The organism is Anabaena sp. CCY 9910 (assembly GCF_963920875.1).
Classification (GTDB): domain Bacteria; phylum Cyanobacteriota; class Cyanobacteriia; order Cyanobacteriales; family Nostocaceae; genus Trichormus; species Trichormus variabilis.
Map to the genome: position 1 here is coordinate 1 of NZ_CAWUDJ010000019.1, position 19,500 is coordinate 19,500.

At 41.2% G+C, this 19,500-nt stretch carries 14 protein-coding genes and 2 pseudogenes; 8 read left to right on the forward strand and 8 right to left on the reverse strand.

Annotation, left to right across the window (positions count from 1 at the left end):
• Positions 1-52 precede the first annotated feature (52 nt).
• Positions 53-136: pseudogene (locus tag ACM5QX_RS15455) on the forward strand (photosystem II protein D1); the annotation flags it as partial.
• 76 nt (positions 137-212) lie between these two features.
• Here ACM5QX_RS15455 and ACM5QX_RS15460 read toward each other — a convergent pair.
• From ACM5QX_RS15460 to ACM5QX_RS15480, 5 genes are all read right to left on the reverse strand, one after another.
• On the reverse strand, positions 213-575 hold the full coding sequence (locus tag ACM5QX_RS15460) for an ArsR/SmtB family transcription factor (protein ID WP_010997884.1): 363 nt from the start codon (positions 573-575) through the stop codon (positions 213-215).
• Positions 576-698: 123 nt separating this feature from the next.
• Positions 699-2,396: a beta-carotene ketolase CrtO gene (gene crtO / locus ACM5QX_RS15465; protein ID WP_011318396.1), complete on the reverse strand. Its 1,698-nt coding sequence runs from the start codon at positions 2,394-2,396 to the stop codon at positions 699-701.
• A gap of 108 nt (positions 2,397-2,504) precedes the next feature.
• Positions 2,505-3,263, reverse strand: coding sequence for a DUF2993 domain-containing protein (locus ACM5QX_RS15470; RefSeq protein WP_414754329.1), 759 nt, complete (start codon positions 3,261-3,263; stop codon positions 2,505-2,507).
• A 519-nt stretch (positions 3,264-3,782) separates the two neighbouring features.
• Complete coding sequence (locus tag ACM5QX_RS15475) at positions 3,783-4,238, reverse strand: cupin domain-containing protein (protein ID WP_010997888.1); 456 nt, start codon at positions 4,236-4,238, stop codon at positions 3,783-3,785.
• Entirely contained in the window at positions 4,239-5,033 is a 795-nt protein-coding gene (locus tag ACM5QX_RS15480) for a cysteine hydrolase family protein (protein WP_414754330.1), read from the reverse strand.
• Between the two features lie 83 nt (positions 5,034-5,116).
• Here ACM5QX_RS15480 and ACM5QX_RS15485 point away from each other — a divergent pair, with 83 nt between their 5' ends.
• Positions 5,117-6,517, forward strand: a complete 1,401-nt coding sequence (locus ACM5QX_RS15485; protein ID WP_414754331.1) for an amidohydrolase — start codon at positions 5,117-5,119, stop codon at positions 6,515-6,517.
• A gap of 140 nt (positions 6,518-6,657) precedes the next feature.
• On the opposite strand, the pseudogene ACM5QX_RS15490 reads toward ACM5QX_RS15485, so the two are convergent.
• Positions 6,658-7,071: pseudogene (locus ACM5QX_RS15490) on the reverse strand (DUF2887 domain-containing protein); the annotation flags it as partial.
• 38 nt (positions 7,072-7,109) lie between these two features.
• Entirely contained in the window at positions 7,110-7,733 is a 624-nt protein-coding gene (locus tag ACM5QX_RS15495; RefSeq protein ID WP_414754332.1) for a class I SAM-dependent methyltransferase, read from the reverse strand.
• Positions 7,734-7,826: 93 nt separating this feature from the next.
• Between ACM5QX_RS15495 and hemH the strand changes: the two genes are divergently transcribed.
• Both hemH and ACM5QX_RS15505 read left to right on the forward strand, forming a co-directional pair.
• A complete protein-coding gene (gene hemH / locus ACM5QX_RS15500) occupies positions 7,827-8,993 on the forward strand; it encodes a ferrochelatase (protein ID WP_414754333.1) in 1,167 nt (388 codons plus the stop codon).
• Between the two features lie 273 nt (positions 8,994-9,266).
• Positions 9,267-9,818, forward strand: coding sequence for a hypothetical protein (locus tag ACM5QX_RS15505; RefSeq protein WP_414754334.1), 552 nt, complete (start codon positions 9,267-9,269; stop codon positions 9,816-9,818).
• A gap of 106 nt (positions 9,819-9,924) precedes the next feature.
• On the opposite strand, the gene ACM5QX_RS15510 is transcribed toward ACM5QX_RS15505, so the two are convergent.
• A complete protein-coding gene (locus tag ACM5QX_RS15510; RefSeq protein WP_414754335.1) occupies positions 9,925-10,716 on the reverse strand; it encodes an SDR family NAD(P)-dependent oxidoreductase in 792 nt (263 codons plus the stop codon).
• Positions 10,717-11,505: 789 nt separating this feature from the next.
• Here ACM5QX_RS15510 and ACM5QX_RS15515 point away from each other — a divergent pair.
• From ACM5QX_RS15515 to ACM5QX_RS15530, 4 genes are all read left to right on the forward strand, one after another.
• Positions 11,506-12,699, forward strand: coding sequence for a hypothetical protein (locus tag ACM5QX_RS15515; RefSeq protein ID WP_414754336.1), 1,194 nt, complete (start codon positions 11,506-11,508; stop codon positions 12,697-12,699).
• Positions 12,700-12,778: 79 nt separating this feature from the next.
• Positions 12,779-14,263, forward strand: coding sequence for a DUF3131 domain-containing protein (locus ACM5QX_RS15520; RefSeq protein WP_414754337.1), 1,485 nt, complete (start codon positions 12,779-12,781; stop codon positions 14,261-14,263).
• 241 nt (positions 14,264-14,504) lie between these two features.
• Entirely contained in the window at positions 14,505-17,324 is a 2,820-nt protein-coding gene (locus tag ACM5QX_RS15525; RefSeq protein WP_414754338.1) for a DUF3131 domain-containing protein, read from the forward strand.
• Between the two features lie 55 nt (positions 17,325-17,379).
• Positions 17,380-19,377 carry a glycosyltransferase gene (locus ACM5QX_RS15530; protein ID WP_414754405.1) on the forward strand — a complete coding sequence of 666 codons (1,998 nt, stop codon included), beginning with the start codon at positions 17,380-17,382 and terminating at the stop codon, positions 19,375-19,377.
• The last annotated feature ends 123 nt before the right edge of the window (positions 19,378-19,500 follow it).

Consider the following 19,500-nt stretch of genomic DNA (forward strand, 5'->3'; position numbering starts at 1 on the left):
AGGGCTATGAAGCTTATACAGCAAGCACTTTAGGTTGCTTGTCGCCCCTTGAAGAAATGCTCACAACTTCCCGCTAGATTTAGCGTCTGGTGAAGTTCAACCAATTGCTTTGGCTGCTCCAGCGATCGCTAGTTAGTTTCTCCTGTGTATACTGCTTAGTAGATAGCACCCTAATTTTAGGGTGCTTTATTTATTAGATGACTATGTGATTTTTAAAAAATCGGTGTTTTCTCCTGGAGGGCTTTCAGACTCTTAGCTTGCTGTAGTAAACGTTGACTAATGCGATCGCATACTAACTCACAAAGTTCAAATATCATTGGATCAGTAATCTCGTAATAAGCGCTAGTACCCTTAGGCTGACGAGATACCAGACCTGCTTGAGTTAACACTTTCAAATGCTTAGACAAATTTGCCTGTCCTAAGCCAGTCGCCTCCGCAATTTCCATGACATTCATCGGCCCTGACTTGAGACAAGACAAAATCTGTAATCGACTGGACTCCGATAGTACCTTAAAATAGTCAGCAACCGCCACAAGAACAGACGGATCAGCCTGGGATGGCTTTGTTTTTGGCATAGTGAGATTTAATTGCCGACACAAAAAGCGTTTAATAACTAGTTGGTATTATAGCTAAATACGATTAAAGTTTGTCATCAGTAGTCAACCGTCAACCGTCAACCGTCAACTGTTGACCACGGACTATTGATTAATGCCAAACACTGACTCAACCGTTGACTTAATCGAATCCCTCGCATCTTTGAGAGTCTGAGTAATGGGGTGCTTAGTCTGCAAAAATACCCGCGCACAGTTGCGTCCAGGCATTCCCGAAATTGAACCGCCGGGATGAGTACCTGCACCAGTGAGAAATAGATTATCGATGGGGGTTTTGTAGTTGGCTATTTCTGGCAAGGGACGGAAAAAGACCATTTGATCCAAGGTCATATCAATGTGGTAATAATTACCTTTATATGCACCTAGTCTTTCTCCCAATTCCGCCGGGCTTTCTACACGACGGGCAATAGTTGATGTTTTGACATTTGGCGCATAAGTTGCCAATTTATCAACAACCTTGTCTGCAACTTGGTTTTTCAATTCGTCCGTCCAACCAGTACCTTTGAAACCAGTACCTTCTGCACCAGCGATTTGATAAGGGGCGAAAAATTCAATCCACACAGTATGTTTGCCAGAAGGTGCTAGTGTGGGGTCGAGATAGCTAGGCATAACTACATACATCGATGGGTCAGAATCCGGAATTTCTCCCAAGGTACATTTACTATGTGCTTGTTCCACATGAGCTACAGAATCGGCAATTAAGATAGACCCAACCAAGTATTCATCTTTATGGGCGTGGAAAGGAAAGCGCAAAGGTTCATCTAATGCCAAATCTATCTTCAGAATGGTTTCATTATTGTTGACAACGCGCCGTTCCAATCTTTCCCATAAATCCGGGTCGGCTGCATCTACATCACTTTTATCGGTCATTTGCAAAAATAACCGTTTTGCGTCGATGTTAGAAATCACACCATATTTAGCACGATATTCTGTACCACCGCCCACTCGCACACCAACGGCTTTACCGTCATCAATCAAGACTTTTTCAACGTGTTGGTCTGTGAGAATCACACCACCTTTACTTGTGACCAAATTTACCAAAGCTTTGATTAATGCACCAGTACCGCCGCGAGGTCTAGCCATTCCAGGATTGTGACGCATTGCCATCATGATTGCACCGATGGCAATGGTTTTCTGAGACGGAGGCGCGCCGAGTTCTGATGCTAATCTTGCTAAGGGTGCTTTGAGAAATTCCGAATCAAACCACTCATTGAGAATATCTTCTGCGCTGGTCAACATATTGCGAATGAAGTCCAGCGTTTTGTTAGGAGAACCGATGACTGAAAATAAGTCCTTGAATTTCGTGATATCGTAATTACCAACAATATCAATAATTGATTTTGGTGGCGCGTTAAACATAGGAATCATTGCGCCTATTGCCCGTTGCCAATATTCGGTAAACTCGGCGTATTTTTTAGCATCGCGTTCGCTATACCGAGCGATTTCTGCACAAGTTTTTTCTAAAGATTTATGAGCTAAAAAATACTTGCCATCAGGATGAGGACAGAAAACAACTGGATCACACTCTAAATATTCCAGTCCATATTTCCCCAGTTCTAATTCCTCAACAACTGGCCCCAGGTGAATAAATTCGTGATCAATCGCACACAAATTAAATTTAAATCCTGGTGCTTCTTTTGGCAGACACTCCTCTGTTGTAGCTGCGCCACCCGGAACAGAACGCTTTTCGAGCAGCAGAACACTATAGCCAGCTTTCAGCAAATAAGCGGCGCAAACTAGCCCGTTATGTCCTGCACCAATCATTACAACATCATACTCTTGCATATTTGTTATTTTGAAGTAGAGTGGCTTGATAATATTACAAAGGGTAAAACTAAATTACAACCTTGATAGTTATTAGTAAATAAACTACAGGTAATTTTACTGGTATTTTTAATCGGAATTTTCCATAATTGCTTCGGGTAATTGAGCGAGATTTACTTCTAATAAAAGTATCAATATACTTTGGCGAATTTCCATATTTTTAATACGAATCTTCATGCCTTCCCAAACAAGATAAGGGAGATTTACTAGTTCTTGAGCTTTCTGCACCAATGCTGTAATTAATTCTAAAGAAACCCCTTCTCCTTGAGTACAATGAAAACTTTCTAATATTATAGGTTGGGAATGAGTTCGGGGACGAAGCATAGCAGTAAAACCAAGCGATCGCCTATGATTCTTCTCTTTTAATAGAAAATTACCGCGAAAGCCCATCTGTCCATCACTAGGCAGAAATATTTGCATATCTTGCATTTCAAAACTAATAATTTCTCTATCCACATTTAACTCGAAATCTTGCATAAAATTACGAGTTAAATCAGATGTAAGTGCAGAATTAATATCGGCTTCTGTGAGAATGACACGAGCAGTTAAATTTACAGGCTTATCTAGTTGAACTTCCCCAAAAATGGCACTTAGTGGATTGATAGCAATACTATCTGTTTTTACTTGGATTTCTTGAACACGGATATTTTGTTTAGTTACTAAGCCTTGACCACTAACTGTCACGCCATCAGCTTGTCCTTGAACTACTTTTAAAATATCAGTTTGGACATAAATGTCAATTTGCTCGGCTGTATCTAGCTGATTTGATATGCTTCTTTCAGCTACCTGAGATATTAACCTTTCTTCTAAATTCTGCTTATCTGGCATGAACTCATATTTTCCTAGTTTCCTCTCACTAATAACTTTAAACTCTAAATGTTCAATATCGGATCTGCAATATGGTATATACAAAAAAACAAATAGTTCCTGTTAAAACATTTTTCAGGCAAATCATTAATATTCAATAAGCCCTAAGAATGATTTATTAAGGTTTAACCATCCTTGAGAAATAATTCTTCTTGGAGTTTTTTCTGACAAGGTTGCACTCACAAACTATAAATCCCCGACTTCTTAGAGAAGCCAGGGATAATACCAATTCAAAAATGCGGGATGAATTGGGACTTTTGTACAAAGCAGAATATTGATTCTACCCTTCGGGTTCCGCGTTAGCGGTATGCGCCTTTGCGCCTACCCTTCGGGTTGCACTTGCGGTATGCGTGAGACAAAAAATCATCCCACTAATCAGCAACGCCCTAATTATTAGTAATCATGGTTTTGGTGAGCAATGCTTGGGGATTGGGGACTGGGGACTGGGAAGTAAAAATACTAACTTCTAGTCTCTAACCTTTAACAAGGCATCAAAGCATCTAATCTGCCGAGTACTGCCATATCTTCTGCATCTAACTCTAAGGGTGTACCACTACGAATTAGTTCGGCGAAGTCTTCGTTAGGAACCATAATTGTTAATGTGTACAGGCGACTAGAGCCTGTATTTTTAATGAGATGGGTGCCGGTGGGAGGTACTAGTAAACTATCTCCGGCTTTAATGGGAACTTTTTTGCCGTCACACATGGCTATACCTTCCCCTTTGATGACAAAAAACATTTCTACTGCCCATTGATGTCGATTAGGGGGTGTTTGTCCACCGACTTCAAAAATTTCTACGCAGCAGGTTAGGGAAGTGTTGGCGTTGGTGGAATCAAAAATAATTGCTAACCGATTTGTATCGTGAGGGCTAATACGATATACTTGGTAATCTTTGGGAGATTTAATAACAGGAATTACGCAACGAGTAGCTTGCATTTATTTATCCCTTCCTGTGGCTTCAGGGTGATTTAGGGCTGTGAAAATTGCTTGTGAATCACTAACAAAACCAAAGCATTGTTTAACGTTATATAAGGTCGCTAACCAACAATAATCGGGAGAAGTTGTAGCAGTACAATCTTTGACTAAAATACAGTCGTATCCTAAGAAGTTAGCATCACATAAGGTAGTCAGTACGCATTGATCAGCGTTAACGCCAGCAAACAATATTGTTGTAATTCCCTGGTTTTTTAAAATACTATCTAAAGGTGTGTCCCAAAAGCCACTCATGCGGTACTTATCCACACAAATGTCTTGTGGTAATTGCTGGAGTTCGTCTACGACTGCTGCCGCCCAACTACCTGCCATCAGTACTCTAGCATCGTTTTTGGGTAAGCGATCGCCTAATCCCACTCCCTCCCCTGTAGGATTGTAAACATGAAGTAAATTGGCGCTAATATTCAGTAAGTCGGGACGATTGCCCCAATTTAACCAAATTACAGGCACACCAACTGCACGCAATTCTGGCAGTAAATTATTTAAAGGTACGATGGGTTTAGTCGCTGGTGTCACATCTACGCCGATATGAGCTAACCAACCATCTGGGTGACAGAAGTCGTTTTGCATATCTATGACAATAATGGCTGTTTTTGCCAAGTCTAGGCGCAGAGTTTTGGTTTCTGTTGATAAGATAACGGGTTGTGGGGTCTTTTGCGGACGAGTGATATCTGCGATCGCTTGATTCACCATCCAAGCATTTGGCGCTACTCCCAATGTGCGTAAAGACTGATCCATAAAATTGCATCACCCAACATAATTACTATTTTGTACCTTGAAATCATATTGAGCGTTTAATTACTTAATTAAGGTTAAAATCTGTGAGTTTTACTATCCAAAATGTGCTACTGGCTACTGATGACGGTTACATCACTACTGATGTTCAGATTGTAGGGGATAAAATTACCGCTATTGCCCCCAATTTAGAGGTTGTGGGTACTGCCATTGATGGTATACATAAGCTGTTACTACCTGGTTTTGTCAATGCTCACACCCACTCATCGGAAATGTGGCAAAGAGGCTTAATCTCTATTTTTCCTTTAGAGTTATGGCTGGCGGAATTGTATGATTTTGCACCTTTGGATACGGAAAAGGTTTATCTCAGCGCCTTGGGTACGGCGGTAGAAACTTTACTTTCTGGGGGAACCAGTGTAGTAGATCATCTAGTACTCATTCCTGGGCAAGAGTTAGAAACTATCGCCAGTGCAGCCCGCGCTTATCAAGAAGTGGGGATTCGGGCTTTTATCGCCCCCCTGATTCAAGACCAATCCCTCTCTACTGGGCTACCTGCTGGGGAATCGACCCAAACCCATGAGCCTTTTTTCCGTTCCACTGCTGCCACATTAGAAATAGTAGAAGAAGCTGTGAGACAGTTTCATCGTCCAGATGTAGGTGTGAGTGTTTTAGTTGCCCCTACGGGGATACAGTTGTGTACTGATGATTTATTCACAGGTTGTATTGAATTAAGCGATCGCTATAATCTCTGTCGTCACTCTCACTTATTAGAAACCAAAGCCCAAGAAAAACTCGCCCAAGAGAAATATGGTTGTAGTGCTGTTACCCATTTGCAACGCATTGGTTATTTAGGCGATCGCACTTCCCTAGCTCATTGTGTCTGGTTAAATGATGCTGATATCGATATCCTCGCACAAACCCAATCGACAGTCGTTCACAATCCCTTAAGTAATTTACGTTTAGGGAGTGGAATTGCCCCCATTTTAAAATATCGCCAAGCTGGGGTGAATGTTACTTTTGGCTGTGATGGTGCTTCTAGTAATGATTCACAGGACTTATTAGAAGCTATTAAAATCGGGTCTATTTTACATAACGTCACCGACTTTGATTATCGCTCTTGGATTTCTCCCAGACAAGCAGTAGAAATGGCATCTTTAGGCGCGGCCAAGGGACTAAATCTGGCGGATCAACTCGGTTCAATTACCGTTGGTAAAAAAGCCGATTTAATACTTTATGATCTGACTAATTTATCATTGGTTCCGCGTACAGATCCTATTGGTTTATTAGTTTTAGGTCGTCCTACAGATGTTGTCGATAGTGCTTGGGTAAATGGACGACAAATTATCGCTAATCGTCAAGTAACGACAATTGACGTTGAAAAATTACGAACAGAATTATTCCACCTCAGTGAATGGGCTACTAATCGCCAATCTCAAACAGTGGCACAATTCGAGCTTCATTACCGCACAGTCATGGGTTTAATTTAATCTCGTCCAGAGAGCTACAGTGTACACACAAATTTAGTAGTACTGTTACTGTCAACAGTTATCAGCTTTATCAACTTGATAATTTCCACTTCTTTACAGTAAAAATGACGAAAACTTGTAAACGCCAATCTCCCGTGCGCTTATTTGTCCGTGTTCTGCTGTGCAGCAAGTTGGATGGCTTCTACGTCAACCTTGAGTTGTTGAGCAATCTGTTCTATACTCATCCCTGTTTTTAGTAACAAAGGTACAGTTATTCTCAACAATTCAGCTTCCCGTTCCTCTCGCCCTTCTTCTCGACCCTCTTCTCGACCCTCAGCTTTTGCCTCTTGGTAGACCCTTGTTTCCTCTAAAGTCAGTCCTAGCATGGCTTCTACTTCTTCTCTACTTAATGAAGAAAACTTGTAAACAGCAATTGTGGTGATAATGTCTATTATCTCGTTTTTCGGCAGTGTGCCTGTTGAATCTAATTGTACCTGCTCAATCAAAAGACGCGCTTGCTGTGCGATCGTTTCAGAGGATGCGATCGTCAACTGCATTAAATTGATGCCTATGGGACTCTGTGGCAAAAATCATCCACCACAGAGGCAAAACTTTATTTTTTAGCTTGAATTACCTGTAAACTGCCACCAGCATATAAAGTTGATTTACTTACTTCAAAACCAATTTCAGTGAGTAAACCAGCTAAATCTGTTTTTAATAACTGCCAAGCTGTTTCTGTCTCAAATAACAGTAAAAATACTGTTAAACCAGGCCAGAAGATAGGATTAGTAGGAGTGTGAAAATCTACTAATGTAAATATTCCTCCTGGTTTCAGAACTCGATACACTTCTTGAATAATTTCTCGCAATTGTTGCGGTTCCATTTCATGTAAAGCCGCACTAGTATGCACTACATCAAACTGTTTATCTGGAAATGGCATTTTCTCCGCAAAAGCTTCTACATAATTAGCCTCTGGCACATTTTGTCTAGCCCGTCGCAAAGATAAGGGAGAAGCATCTAATCCTGTTACGTTTTGTGAATATTTCACTAATAATTGCGTTGCTTGACCACTACCACAACAAACATCAAGGACAGAAGTATTTTCCTCAATGGTTAATCCTTGCAAAGCTAATTGCCGAAATCTGGCTTCTCCACCCACAGTCAGCGCAGCTACACGAGATATGGAATCGTACAGCCATTGATAGCGATAACTTAAATCCCTGAAAATTGTTGCCATTGTACTATTCCTAACTGTTAAGCTTTATATTTAATAAAGATATATTGTTAACATTAGTAAAAAATCTGAAAAGGTTGGGGGAAAATAACTGCTATGGGTCGTGTAGGCGTATTATTACTCAATCTCGGTGGTCCCGATAAGCTGGAGGATGTAGGGCCTTTTTTGTTTAACCTATTCTCCGATCCGGAAATTATACGCTTACCATTCCGGTGGTTGCAGAAGCCCTTGGCTTGGTTTATTGCTTCTCGACGCACCAAAACCTCCCAAGAGAACTATAAGCAAATTGGTGGTGGCTCCCCACTACGGCGGATTACGGAAGCCCAAGGAGAAGCCTTAAAGGAACAGTTGCATGATTTGGGTCAAGAAGCGAATATATATGTGGGAATGCGTTATTGGCATCCATATACGGAAGAAGCGATCGCTCTTTTGACCCAAGATAACCTGGATAACTTGGTGATTTTGCCACTATACCCCCAATTCTCCATCAGCACTAGTGGCTCTAGCTTCCGTCTACTAGAAAGACTTTGGCAAGAAGACCCCAAACTACAACGTCTGGACTACACCGTCATCCCCTCTTGGTATAAAGAACCATGTTATTTACAGGCGATGGCGGAACTCATTAGCCAAGAAGTAGACCAATTTCCTCATCCTGATCAAGTTCATGTGTTCTTCAGCGCTCATGGTGTACCCAAAAGCTATGTTGAAGAAGCAGGCGACCCCTATCAGCAGGAGATTGAGGAATGTACTGCATTAATTATGCAAACCCTCAATCGACCAAATCCTCACACTTTAGCCTATCAAAGTCGCGTCGGCCCAGTTGAATGGCTGCAACCCTATACCGAAGATGCGCTCAAAGAACTAGGCGCGCAAGGTGTCAAAGATTTAGTTGTCGTACCTATCAGTTTCGTCTCCGAACACATCGAGACACTACAAGAAATTGATATCGAGTATCGGGAAATAGCAGAAGAAGCCGGAATCCACAATTTCCGTCGTGTCGCTGCACCTAATACCCATCCGGTATTTATTAGAGCTTTGGCGAATTTAGTAATTGACGCGCTCAACAAACCCAGCTTCAAGCTGTCGCAAGCAGCCCAAATCAAGAAAATGGTGAAAATGTATCCTCCTGAGAGTTGGGAATGGGGTATGACTTCTAGTGCGGAAGTTTGGAATGGACGGATTGCGATGTTAGGTTTTATTGCTCTAATCATCGAGTTAGTGACAGGTCAAGGCCTACTGCATATGATTGGGCTTTTGCAGTAGTGAGAGAAAAGCGATGACATTCCCTCTGAGACCGTCGCTGTAACATTTCTATCACAAAAAAATATTAATTGAAGTGATAAATCGGGCATTAAATTTTTGTTAATGTCCGATTTTTTATAACTAATGAATAGTAGCAATTCCTTCAAAAGATAGGAATAAAAATTGGAGAAAAATCGACTAAATATCCCATTAGTGGGACGCATTGGCTACTGAATTTTTTTTAAAGTGAGTTTGATTTGATTGATAAATTACGTTGATTACAGGAAACTCACCATGAAAAAATTATTTTGGTTATCCACATTAGGCTTGGCGATCGCTGCAACTAGTCTACCCGTTGTAGCCCAAACACCAGAAACCCAAACCCCCGAAACTCAAACCCCAGTAACTCCAATACCCGAAACCCAAACCCCAGGAACTCAAATTCCACCAACAACACCAATAACTCAAGATAGTTTTGGCGCACCTCGAATTAAACATACAAGTACATCTCGTACTACCAATTACATCAGTCTCTATACAGGTAGTCAGCCTTTAGCCTACGTCACGATTTTACCCCCAGAAAACATTGGTATTGGCAATAATATTACAGTCACAGATCAATCTGGTCAAAGCATCAATGCCAACGTTACCAGAGAAGGAGAGAAAGTGAGAATTAGCTTTGCTCAACCAGTAGCCCCAGGAAGTACTCTAGAAATTGCCCTCACAGATTTGGCATTTGGTTATCCCTATCCCTCCAAGAGTACTTTTAATTATGAATTAGCTGGTGGACATATTGGCTTTAACCGAGAGATTCCTTATGGTTTAGCTCAGTTTCAAATATACTAACTCCATTTGCTAATTGAAGTCTCAAGAAAATTAGGAAGTGTTGGGTTGGAAGTAATAATTTTCAACTCAACACTTAACTATTAATGACTATTGACTAAATAGATCATTATTTATTTTCCTGCATATTCCTGACAATTTTAGTTACTAGTTTCCTGGGGATAAATCTGATGCTTTTCGCCATTATTTTATTGATCAAACCAGGAATAACAATTGTTTTGCCCTGCATTAAACCACGATAACCAATATCGGCAACAGTAGCTGCATCCATCATCCTTTTACCTTTGACTAGTTTAGAATCTGCCATCCCCGTTCTTTGATGGAAAGCAGACTGTGTTGTTCCTGGGCAAAGAACTGTCACAGTAACACCTGTACCGTCTAATTCGTTGGCGAGTGCTTCAGAAAAAGATAATACGTAGGCTTTAGTAGCAAAATAAACGGCCATTAAAGGCCCTGGTTGAAAAGCCGCAGCAGAAGAGACATTTAAGATTTTGCCCTCACCTTGCTGAACCATATTTTTGAGAAATAACTTAGTTAAATGGGTAGTACATACCAAATTTACCTGTAGCATTTCTAGTTCATCAGCAAGATTAGTGTCATTAAATAATCCATAAGTACCAAACCCAGCATTATTAACTAGCACATCAACTTTAATATTTGCCTGTTCTACCTCTTGGAAAATTTCTTCAGGAGATGTTGTTTTAGATAAATCTTTGACGATAGGCTTAACAGAAATTCCAAATTTATCTTGAAATTTAGTCGCTATTTCTTCTAGTTTTTCCTTTGTTCTATCTACTAATACAAGATTGTAACCATTTTCAGCAAAAATGCACACTAATTCATAACCAATACCACTAGCTGCACCAGTAATTAGAGCAGTCTGCTTATGTGTTTTGTTCATGTTTGATGTTGGGTGATTTCAATAGATTAACTAGGTCTGTATTTATCAAAAGGGAATTGATAACTAAGGAATTGACCTATTTTAAAAACCAAAATGATAACGCTTTAAATATGATTCAGGAGCCTGCGGCAACTATCAGGGTAAATAAATTTCAGCAATCGGAATTAGTTAGTGGGTGCTTAAATCCTCTTGTTTTGATTCAAGATAAGCAAGCTGTATCGGTAATCCGCACATAATTTCTGCTGATTTCAGGCTCCTGAATTCTAATTTTTATTTGATAAATATTAACAAGCCGTCCAAAATTATATTCAACTTATTGGATCATTTTTGTATATATATATTCTATCTAGAAAATAATTTTTGTTTGTAATTGCAACTAAAATATTTAGAATAATGCTGGCAAAAATTTAAATATGTATATCCGACTGGATTAATTTTTATGTAGTACGTGCTAAAAAAGCATTATACTTAAGCTTTGATTTTACGGTGGTTATTAAACGAGAAATCCTTGTAAAATATGGATTTTTGAGTTTTACAGTGGTATTACACTTAAGGTTAAAGTTTATTTAATTTTTCCAAATATTAAAAGAAATTCCTATAGTGTCGAGTAAGTTAAAGTGGGCAACAGCAGAAAAATAATTCTGACATTGTTGCCAATACTACAAAGTATGATATTTCATTATGAAAATTAGCGTCTATTATAACTTTGTATATCGATATAAGTATGCTAAACACTGTTTACATGGATTCAGAATTCAGCTTATTTTATTTTGGAGTTTGGGTATTTGGGTGTTATTAACAGCGAATTCACAAGCTGCCCCCATACACAGCAATTGGGATACGCTCTCAAAATCTTTAGGAAAGATCACTTCTAATAATTCTGGGGATAATGTTGATTTACTCTCTATCCAGAATCATCAACGCCACCCCAATATACTTTTAAATCAATTAGATAAAAAACATATCTTAATTGCTGCCCCGGAAAACTTCAATCCAGGATTGCGATTACCTCCAGCTATACCAATACCACCTACAATACAGCCTAACCCGATTCCACCTTCAAATCCCACCGAATCGGTTAAGCCAGTGACAGTATTAGAAAGTATTCAAACAGACTTTCGTAATGATACTAATAACTTTGGTCAAAGTAACTTACTCGTTGAACCAACAATTCAGTTTAAATTGCCTAATGGCAATAAAATATTTATCAAAACAGGTTTAGAATTGTTTGAACAACGGGATGTGGAATCGGTTACTAACATTCCCCTGGAAATTGGTTGGCAAGGAAAAGTAGATGAAATAACTCTACATACAACAGTAGGAGTTGATGTCTTTAATCGATTACCGACAGCTATCAATTTCAATGCTCAGATGGAAGCTCCTATTATACCACCACAAATTTCCTCTTCAGGTCAATTAGTATCGGGTTTAATCATATCGGCTAACTTAGAACAAGGCCCTTATAAATCTAATATTCAAACCTTAGAAAATCAAATTACAGCTTGGCGATTTGGGCCTAATTTATATTGGCAAATTGATCGTGACACTAGTTTATTCTCATCGCTGCGTTTGGGTAATTACAGCGATCGCAATTTTGAAATTCAGTCTTTCAGCAGGCTAGAACGCAAGTTTGGACAGTTTTCTGTGGCGGCCAACTTATTCAGTTGGAGTTACGGTCGCAATCTGGAAAGCACTAGCGGCTATTTTTCTCCTCCAGATTTCCTCGCATACAACGCTGAAGTTGCTTGGCAAGGGGATATTGCTAATTTCTTGCTGTGTCGGCTGTCAGCTAACTTAGGACAACAGCGAATTAATGGAGAAACTGATAACGCCAACACTTATCAAAGTCGTTGTACAGTCAAGGTATCGCCAAAAATAGAGGCTGATATCGGCTATGGCTTTAGTAATGTGCGAAATCAAGATACAGGCGGAAGTGATTACCGTGGAGGTTCTTTGACGGGACAGTTAAGGATGAGATTTTAAATGTTAGTTAAATTTGCGAATTGGGAAAGATAACGTTGTTAAAGCTTTGAGTAAATTACACAATAAGGCTTGATACAGCATGAGTTCCGACTTTCAACCCCCACCTCCAGGCTTATCTATGCTAGTTGCTGTTGGAGGGGTGGTTACCGCAGTGATAGCGATCGCTGGGTTAAATTCTTTGTCTAGTCGTCTGGCTCAAAATACCTCAATATCTGCAATATCAACACCTCAAACTTCTCCTACCGCTAATGTGGAAACACAAGCACAAAAAGTAGCGAAACTTGATGCTAAATCTGTAGTTTTACCAGGGACAGAGGTTCCCATGAGTGAATTAACGAAAACTAAAACACCTGACATCAGGGTGAAAGTTGGCAAACTGGATGCAGCAGATATGGCTAACGCTCGCATAGCTTGGTCATATTTTCAACACAACTGGAATGATGAAACTGGACTGGTTAATTCCGCCGATGGCTTTAGTTCTGTAACTATGTGGGATCAGGCGGCGGCGATCGCTGCTTTGGTAAGCGCGAGAGAACTGAATCTCATTCCAGTGGCAGAATTTGAGGCGAAGATGAGTCAAACATTGCAGACTCTAGCAACCCTACCTTTATATAAAGGTGAACTGCCCAACAAAGTCTACAACGCCAAAACTCTTATCCCTGTTAATTATGGAAAATTAGATCAACGAGAAGAAATTGGCTGGTCAGCAATTGATTTAGGACGAATGGCAATTTGGCTGAAGATTGTCGAAGCCAAGTATCCCCAAATGCGATCGCCTGTGCAAGCTGTCTGGAAGTATTGGCAAGTCAAGCGCCTCACCAAAAATGGGCAAATGTACGGCACTAGCGTTGTTCAAGGTCAAGAACAATATCACCAAGAAGGGCGTTTGGGCTATGAAAATTACGCCGCCTACGGTTTGCAACTATGGGGGTTAGATGTCAAGCAAGCCTTAGATTATCGTTCGCAAACCGCCTTTGTCAACCTCTACGGACAAGGTGTTCCTTACGATCGCCGCGACGCTACCAACTCAGGCGCAAATAACTACGTCCTCAGCGAACCTTATATTCTGGATGGTATAGAAACTGGGTTTCAGGCTTTGCCTAAAGTTTATGCTGATAGAGTTTTAGCCGCTCAAGCCGCTCGTTATCAAGCAACACAAGAGTTAACCGCTTTGACAGAAGACAATGTAGACCGTCTGCCTTACTTTGTTTACAACAGCTTGTTTGTGAACGGTAAAGCTTGGGCAACGATTACAGACACCGGACAACAGTACAATAATTTGCGTTTTCTCAGTGCCAAAGCGGCGATCGGTTGGCATATGCTTTACAACACTGATTACACAAGTTTTTTATCTCACACTGTCTTCCAGCAACTGAAATCTGAGAAAGGCTGGTACAACGGATTGTATGAATCCTTACGTCAGCCAAATAAAGCACTTACAGCTAATAATAATGGCGTAATTTTAGAAAGTTTTCTCTATAAGCAAGTTGGTCAACCCCTCACTGTTTGGGCAGGAGTGAAGGTTCAAATCAGAGGTGTTGGAGCGATCGCACCTGAGCAATAGTTTCAAAGTCACGATCACTGTGAACTAAAAGTAAATAAAGCATTCTACCCAGAATATATCAGTATATTAACTTGTATTTTGTACCTAAGTACAGGATTTTCAGTGTATTCCTCGCTGATATAGCAAAGATTTCCGCCTAACATCTAAATTCATGAGTCCCCGACTTCATGTTATTCGCTAAGGCGATTCAATTCATTTCTACCGCAGTGCTATCAAGGTACTGATTCTTAACTGTCTGTCTATGCTATACAAGCAACGCCAACAAAAGCTGTGGAGATGGATGGCATTGTTCTTAATTGGGACATTGTTGCAGTTTTTGTTTTATGCTCCAGTACGCACCTTAGCACAGAGTTCTCATGTTGCTGCTAATTCCGCAAGTTGTAGCAGTATTACAGCGCCTCTCACCCCTGAGGAACAAACTTATGCTCGTGCGGCTTGGCAATATTTTGTGAAAAACTATCAGCCAGCAACAGGATTTACCAATTCCACCGGGGGTTATCCTTCTGGTACGCTGTGGGATATGGGGAACTACTTGATGGCGTTGAATGCGGCACGGTGGTTGAATCTCACTGATCAAGCAGACTTTGACGCTCGCCTGAATAAGTTTTTGACTGGTCTGGGAAATCTGAAGTTATTTGAGGATGCTTTACCTAATAAAGTCTACAACGCAGCCACCGGACAGATGGTAGATTACACTAATAATCCCATTGAACGGGGTATTGGCTGGTCTGCTTTAGATGTCGGTCGGATATTGGCCGCCTTTGATGTGATTCGCACTTGTCACCCTCAATATAATGATTGGCTCAAAGGGATTATAGCTAAGTGGCAAGTAGGGCGATCGCTCAAAGATGAACAACTGTTTGGCGCAACAGTCCTCCCAGATAACACCACATTACTGGTACAAGAAGGACGACTCGGCTATGAAGAATACGCTGTTAGGGGTTATCAACTTTGGGGTTTTGCCGCGCCCAAGGCTCTGGCGTTAGAACCATATAAGATGGTGGAAATTAATGGTGTACAGATCCCTGTTGATACCCGCGATTTCCAAAGCACCAATGCCAATAATTATGTTGTGAGCGAGTCTTATATTCTTGAGGGCATCGAATTTGGTTTTCAGAGAGAGTTAGGCGATTTTGCTGCTAGGGTTTTGGAGGCGCAGAAGCGGCGCTACGATGCGACAGGTCAGTTAACTGCGGTGACGGAAGACAACATCGACCAAGAACCTTATTTTCTCTACAACACCGTTTACGCCAACGGTAAAAACTGGGCAACCATCACCGATACTAACCAACCTTACCCCCAGTTTCGTAGCATTAGTACCAAAGCAGCTTTTGGTTGGCGCTATCTTTTTCCAGATAATGCTTACGCACAAAAGATTTTCGATGCGGTCAAGGATCTCCGCAGTCCCGATGGCGGTGGTTTTTACGCTGGCATTTATGAGGAATCAAAGCAGCCGAATAAAGCTTTAACTGGCAACACCAATGGGCTAATTTTGGAGATTTTATACTACAAAGCCAGAGGAAATCGTCCTTTAATTGGTTCGAGTGCTGTTAGTCAACCAAGCAAACCAGCAAACAACAATACTTCCTCTGCTGCGACTCCCCCACCTGGAGAAACTCCCAAGGTGGCGCAAACATCTACAACCCCAACAAATTCTAGCCCTCCAATATCAGGAAATACTCCTCAGGTTGGGGAAATGACGATCGCCCCCATTCCCCCAGTGGGTAATCCAGACCCATCCTCTACCTTGAAACTGGCTCGACCCCTAACGGTAGTGGAACGACGCTACGCAGAAGCCGCATGGAGGTACTTTCAAGCCAATTATCATGTTCGTAGTGGGTTAATCGACGATCGCAGTGATTTTCAGGGTGCTACTCTTTGGGGATTGGGAGATTATTTAGCGGCGCTTCATGCAGTGCGATCGCTGGAGATTATTACCCCGAAGGAATTTGACCAGCGTACCCGGCATTTATTAGCAGCCTTAACCCAGCTACCCTTATTTGCCGGAGAATTACCGCATCGAGGTTATGATACGCGAGTTCTCCAACCGATTGATTATGGTGGGAATCCGGTTCCTCAGGGTAACGGTTGGTCAGCTTTAGATATAGGTAGGCTACTAGCAGCCCTGTATAACTTAAAAAGCTGTCACCCAGAATATACCCAAGCCGTTGATCAAATTGTCTTGGATTGGTCATACCTGCGGGTGGTGCGGGATGGAGTTCTTTCCAGCGCCACAGTTACCCCAGGGAAGGAAGGACGATATCTTACCCGCGTCAATTTAGAAACCCGTTTGGGTTATGAAGAATACGCTGCTCGTGGTTTTCAACTATGGGGATTTGAGGTAGAGGGTTCGGCTGTTGGTGGTGAATATCAAACTACCTTGGTGGAAGGTGTGGAGGTTCCTACCCAACGCCGTCGCACAGATACCAACTCCAAAGTTAACCAATATACAGTTAGTAATCCTTTCTTACTTTACGCCCTGGAATTTGGCTTAGATCCACAAATGCGATCGCTCTTCGAGCCTATTTTCCAAGCACAAGCAGCGCGTTACCGCCGCACCGACACTCTCACAGCCTCAGCTACCACTCTCATAGACCGCAAGCCTTACACTGTCCACAGCACAATTACTGGCAAGGGTGAACCTTGGCAAACCTTAGGAGATGACGGACAAACGGTACCCCAAGGGCGAATGGTAAGTACAGCCGTGGGTTTTGCTTATCATGCACTCCTGCCAGAAACTCAATATAGTCAAAAGTTATTTGCAGGAACCACAGACTTATATAACCCACTAGCAGGGTTTTATGAGGGCTTTTATGAAACCACAGGTAAAACAGCCGTTGGTTTCACCAGCAGCACCAACAGCATGATTTTGCAATCCTTACTGTATACGGTCACGAATCGCCAACCCTTAATTCGTCCATCAAGTGCTATGCAGTCGCCTTGGTGGCAAGCTGTGGCTCAAGGGGACTCCGGCCGAGGCTTACCGAGAATTGCTAAATCAAGGGTCAGATTAATTTCTGATAGTTATGGCAGTTATTGGATGTCCGATTCTTCCCGGTGATGTAGCAGGAATTGGGAGTTTTGTCTCAGACCATAATTTTATTACCAGTGTCAAAATGACTTCTCTATTTATTAATAACGCTCCAACATTTTCTGGCAACAGTCGTTCCACCCTCAAAAAAAGAACACTGCTATTTCGCTACCTCGCAGAAATCAATTTAATTTTTGGTCTGTGGTATTTACAATGGCGCATTACCAACTCCATTAATTTTGATGCGTTATGGCTCTCGATTCCGTTGTTGCTGGCGGAAATTTATAGCTACATTGGCGGAGTGATGTTTGTCATTGGCTTGTGGCGACCTTTAGTCCGACAGATTAAGTCACTTGACCAGTTGACTCCACCGCTACCGCCAACGGATTGGCCGATTGTAGATGTTTTTATCACTTGTTATAATGAACCGCCGGAGATGGTCGAACAGACGGCCCAAGCCGCTTTAGCTATAGATTATCCACCAACTAAGTTGTATGTTTACGTTTTGGATGATGGTAATTCCCCCGCTATGCGAGCCATGACGGAAAGGTTATGTATTGCAGATTTACAGTCACCACTACTACAGCAAGAAGCCAACCGCATTGATGCAGAACGCTCGCACTTGGTAGAACGTCTGCAAAATCTAGAAAGTTTCACCCCTAATATTCAAGTGGCTGAAGAATGGTTGTCAAAATCGTCATCAGTTCCTAGCCAGGACACAACCAAAACTGAAGTTTTAGCCCAGAGTTTGCAACAGTTTATTCGTTGGTTATCTCCCAAGCATCATAGTGTTACTGAACGACTCAAAACTGAACGCCAAGCTTTAGCAGCCGCTATTCGCCAAAAAGAACTAGAATTGGTCGAACTTGCTAGATTCCGTTATATTGCTCGTCCTAAACCTGTGGGTGTACCCCACCATGCGAAAGCGGGAAACCTAAATTACGCAATTTTTTCTGGCGAAACTTCGGGAGAATTTATTCTTACTTTAGACGCTGATCATATTCCCAAACCCCAATTTCTCAAACGGGTTTTGCCATACTTCTACACATACAATCTGTTCAATGGCAAATATGAACAGAACCGCATTGCTTTTGTACAGACACCCCAGGACTTTTATAATATTCCCCCAAGCGATCCCTTTGGGCATCGAGCCAGTTTATTTTATGGACCGCTACAACAGGGTAAAGATGGGATGAATGCGGCATTTTATACAGGCACTAACGCCATTTTGCGACGTGAGGCCTTAATTAATGTGGGACTGCAATATTTTGCTGATGATTTTACCAAAGATGAAAAACGATTAGATGAATTTCAATTAGTCGGTGGTTTATCTAGCAACAGTATTACAGAAGATATGAATACCGCCATGCGTCTACATGGTGCTGGTTGGAAATCGGTTTATCATCATGAACTTTTGGCAGAAGGTTTAGCACCTGATGACCTCAGTTCTACTTTGAAACAAAGACTACGTTGGGCGCAGGGAACAATCCAAGTACTAGTGAGAGAAAACCCACTGAGCAAACCGGGACTCACGTTTTGGCAACGTCTGCAATATTTTAAGACGATGTATAGTTATTTTTCTGGTTTTGCTACGCTTATTTTTATTTCTTGCCCAATTATCTATTTTTTTACAGAAATTGCTCCTGTAAAAACATACGGTATTGATTTTATTGTACACTTTTTACCTACCTTTATCATCAATCGTCTAACCTTTATTGTGGCAATCTGGGGCATTCCAGCTAGTGAAATTTGGCGTTCTGAACAATATGCGATCGCCTTATTTCCCATATTCATTCAAGCTGTTTGGAGTGTATTCACTGGACAGAAGATTAACTTTCAAGTTACACCCAAACAACGACAGTCAGGGATTTATCTACAAATGATTTGGCCACAATTACTGTTTTTATTGCTAACTATTATAGGCATAGTTTGGAGTGTTTACAACTTTGTAATTGGTCGTCTCAATCATCCCTGGGTTAACCTACTCAATAGCTCCTGGGCTATCTATAACTTGCTCCTTTTATCAGGTATCATTCGCGCATCTGTTTGGCAAATACCAAAATATCACTCAAATAAAATATGAATATTATTCATTGAGTGAGCTGATCTAATTTTAAGTTACACAATCCATCGTGATGGCTGTTGATAGTTGACAGACTGGAAAAATTTTTATTATCAGGATTTTATCTTATACCCAATTAATATG

Bases quoted from the DNA above. Each gene is read 5' to 3' on its own strand.
- ACM5QX_RS15460 (WP_010997884.1), bottom strand. From the start codon at position 575: ATGCCAAAAACAAAGCCATCCCAGGCTGATCCGTCTGTTCTTGTGGCG.
- crtO (WP_011318396.1), bottom strand. From the start codon at position 2,396: ATGCAAGAGTATGATGTTGTAATGATTGGTGCAGGACATAACGGGCTA.
- ACM5QX_RS15470 (WP_414754329.1), bottom strand. From the start codon at position 3,263: ATGCCAGATAAGCAGAATTTAGAAGAAAGGTTAATATCTCAGGTAGCT.
- ACM5QX_RS15475 (WP_010997888.1), bottom strand. From the start codon at position 4,238: ATGCAAGCTACTCGTTGCGTAATTCCTGTTATTAAATCTCCCAAAGAT.
- ACM5QX_RS15480 (WP_414754330.1), bottom strand. From the start codon at position 5,033: ATGGATCAGTCTTTACGCACATTGGGAGTAGCGCCAAATGCTTGGATG.
- ACM5QX_RS15495 (WP_414754332.1), bottom strand. From the start codon at position 7,733: ATGGCAACAATTTTCAGGGATTTAAGTTATCGCTATCAATGGCTGTAC.
- hemH (WP_414754333.1), top strand. From the start codon at position 7,827: ATGGGTCGTGTAGGCGTATTATTACTCAATCTCGGTGGTCCCGATAAG.
- ACM5QX_RS15505 (WP_414754334.1), top strand. From the start codon at position 9,267: ATGAAAAAATTATTTTGGTTATCCACATTAGGCTTGGCGATCGCTGCA.
- ACM5QX_RS15510 (WP_414754335.1), bottom strand. From the start codon at position 10,716: ATGAACAAAACACATAAGCAGACTGCTCTAATTACTGGTGCAGCTAGT.
- ACM5QX_RS15520 (WP_414754337.1), top strand. From the start codon at position 12,779: ATGAGTTCCGACTTTCAACCCCCACCTCCAGGCTTATCTATGCTAGTT.
- ACM5QX_RS15525 (WP_414754338.1), top strand. From the start codon at position 14,505: ATGCTATACAAGCAACGCCAACAAAAGCTGTGGAGATGGATGGCATTG.
- ACM5QX_RS15530 (WP_414754405.1), top strand. From the start codon at position 17,380: ATGACTTCTCTATTTATTAATAACGCTCCAACATTTTCTGGCAACAGT.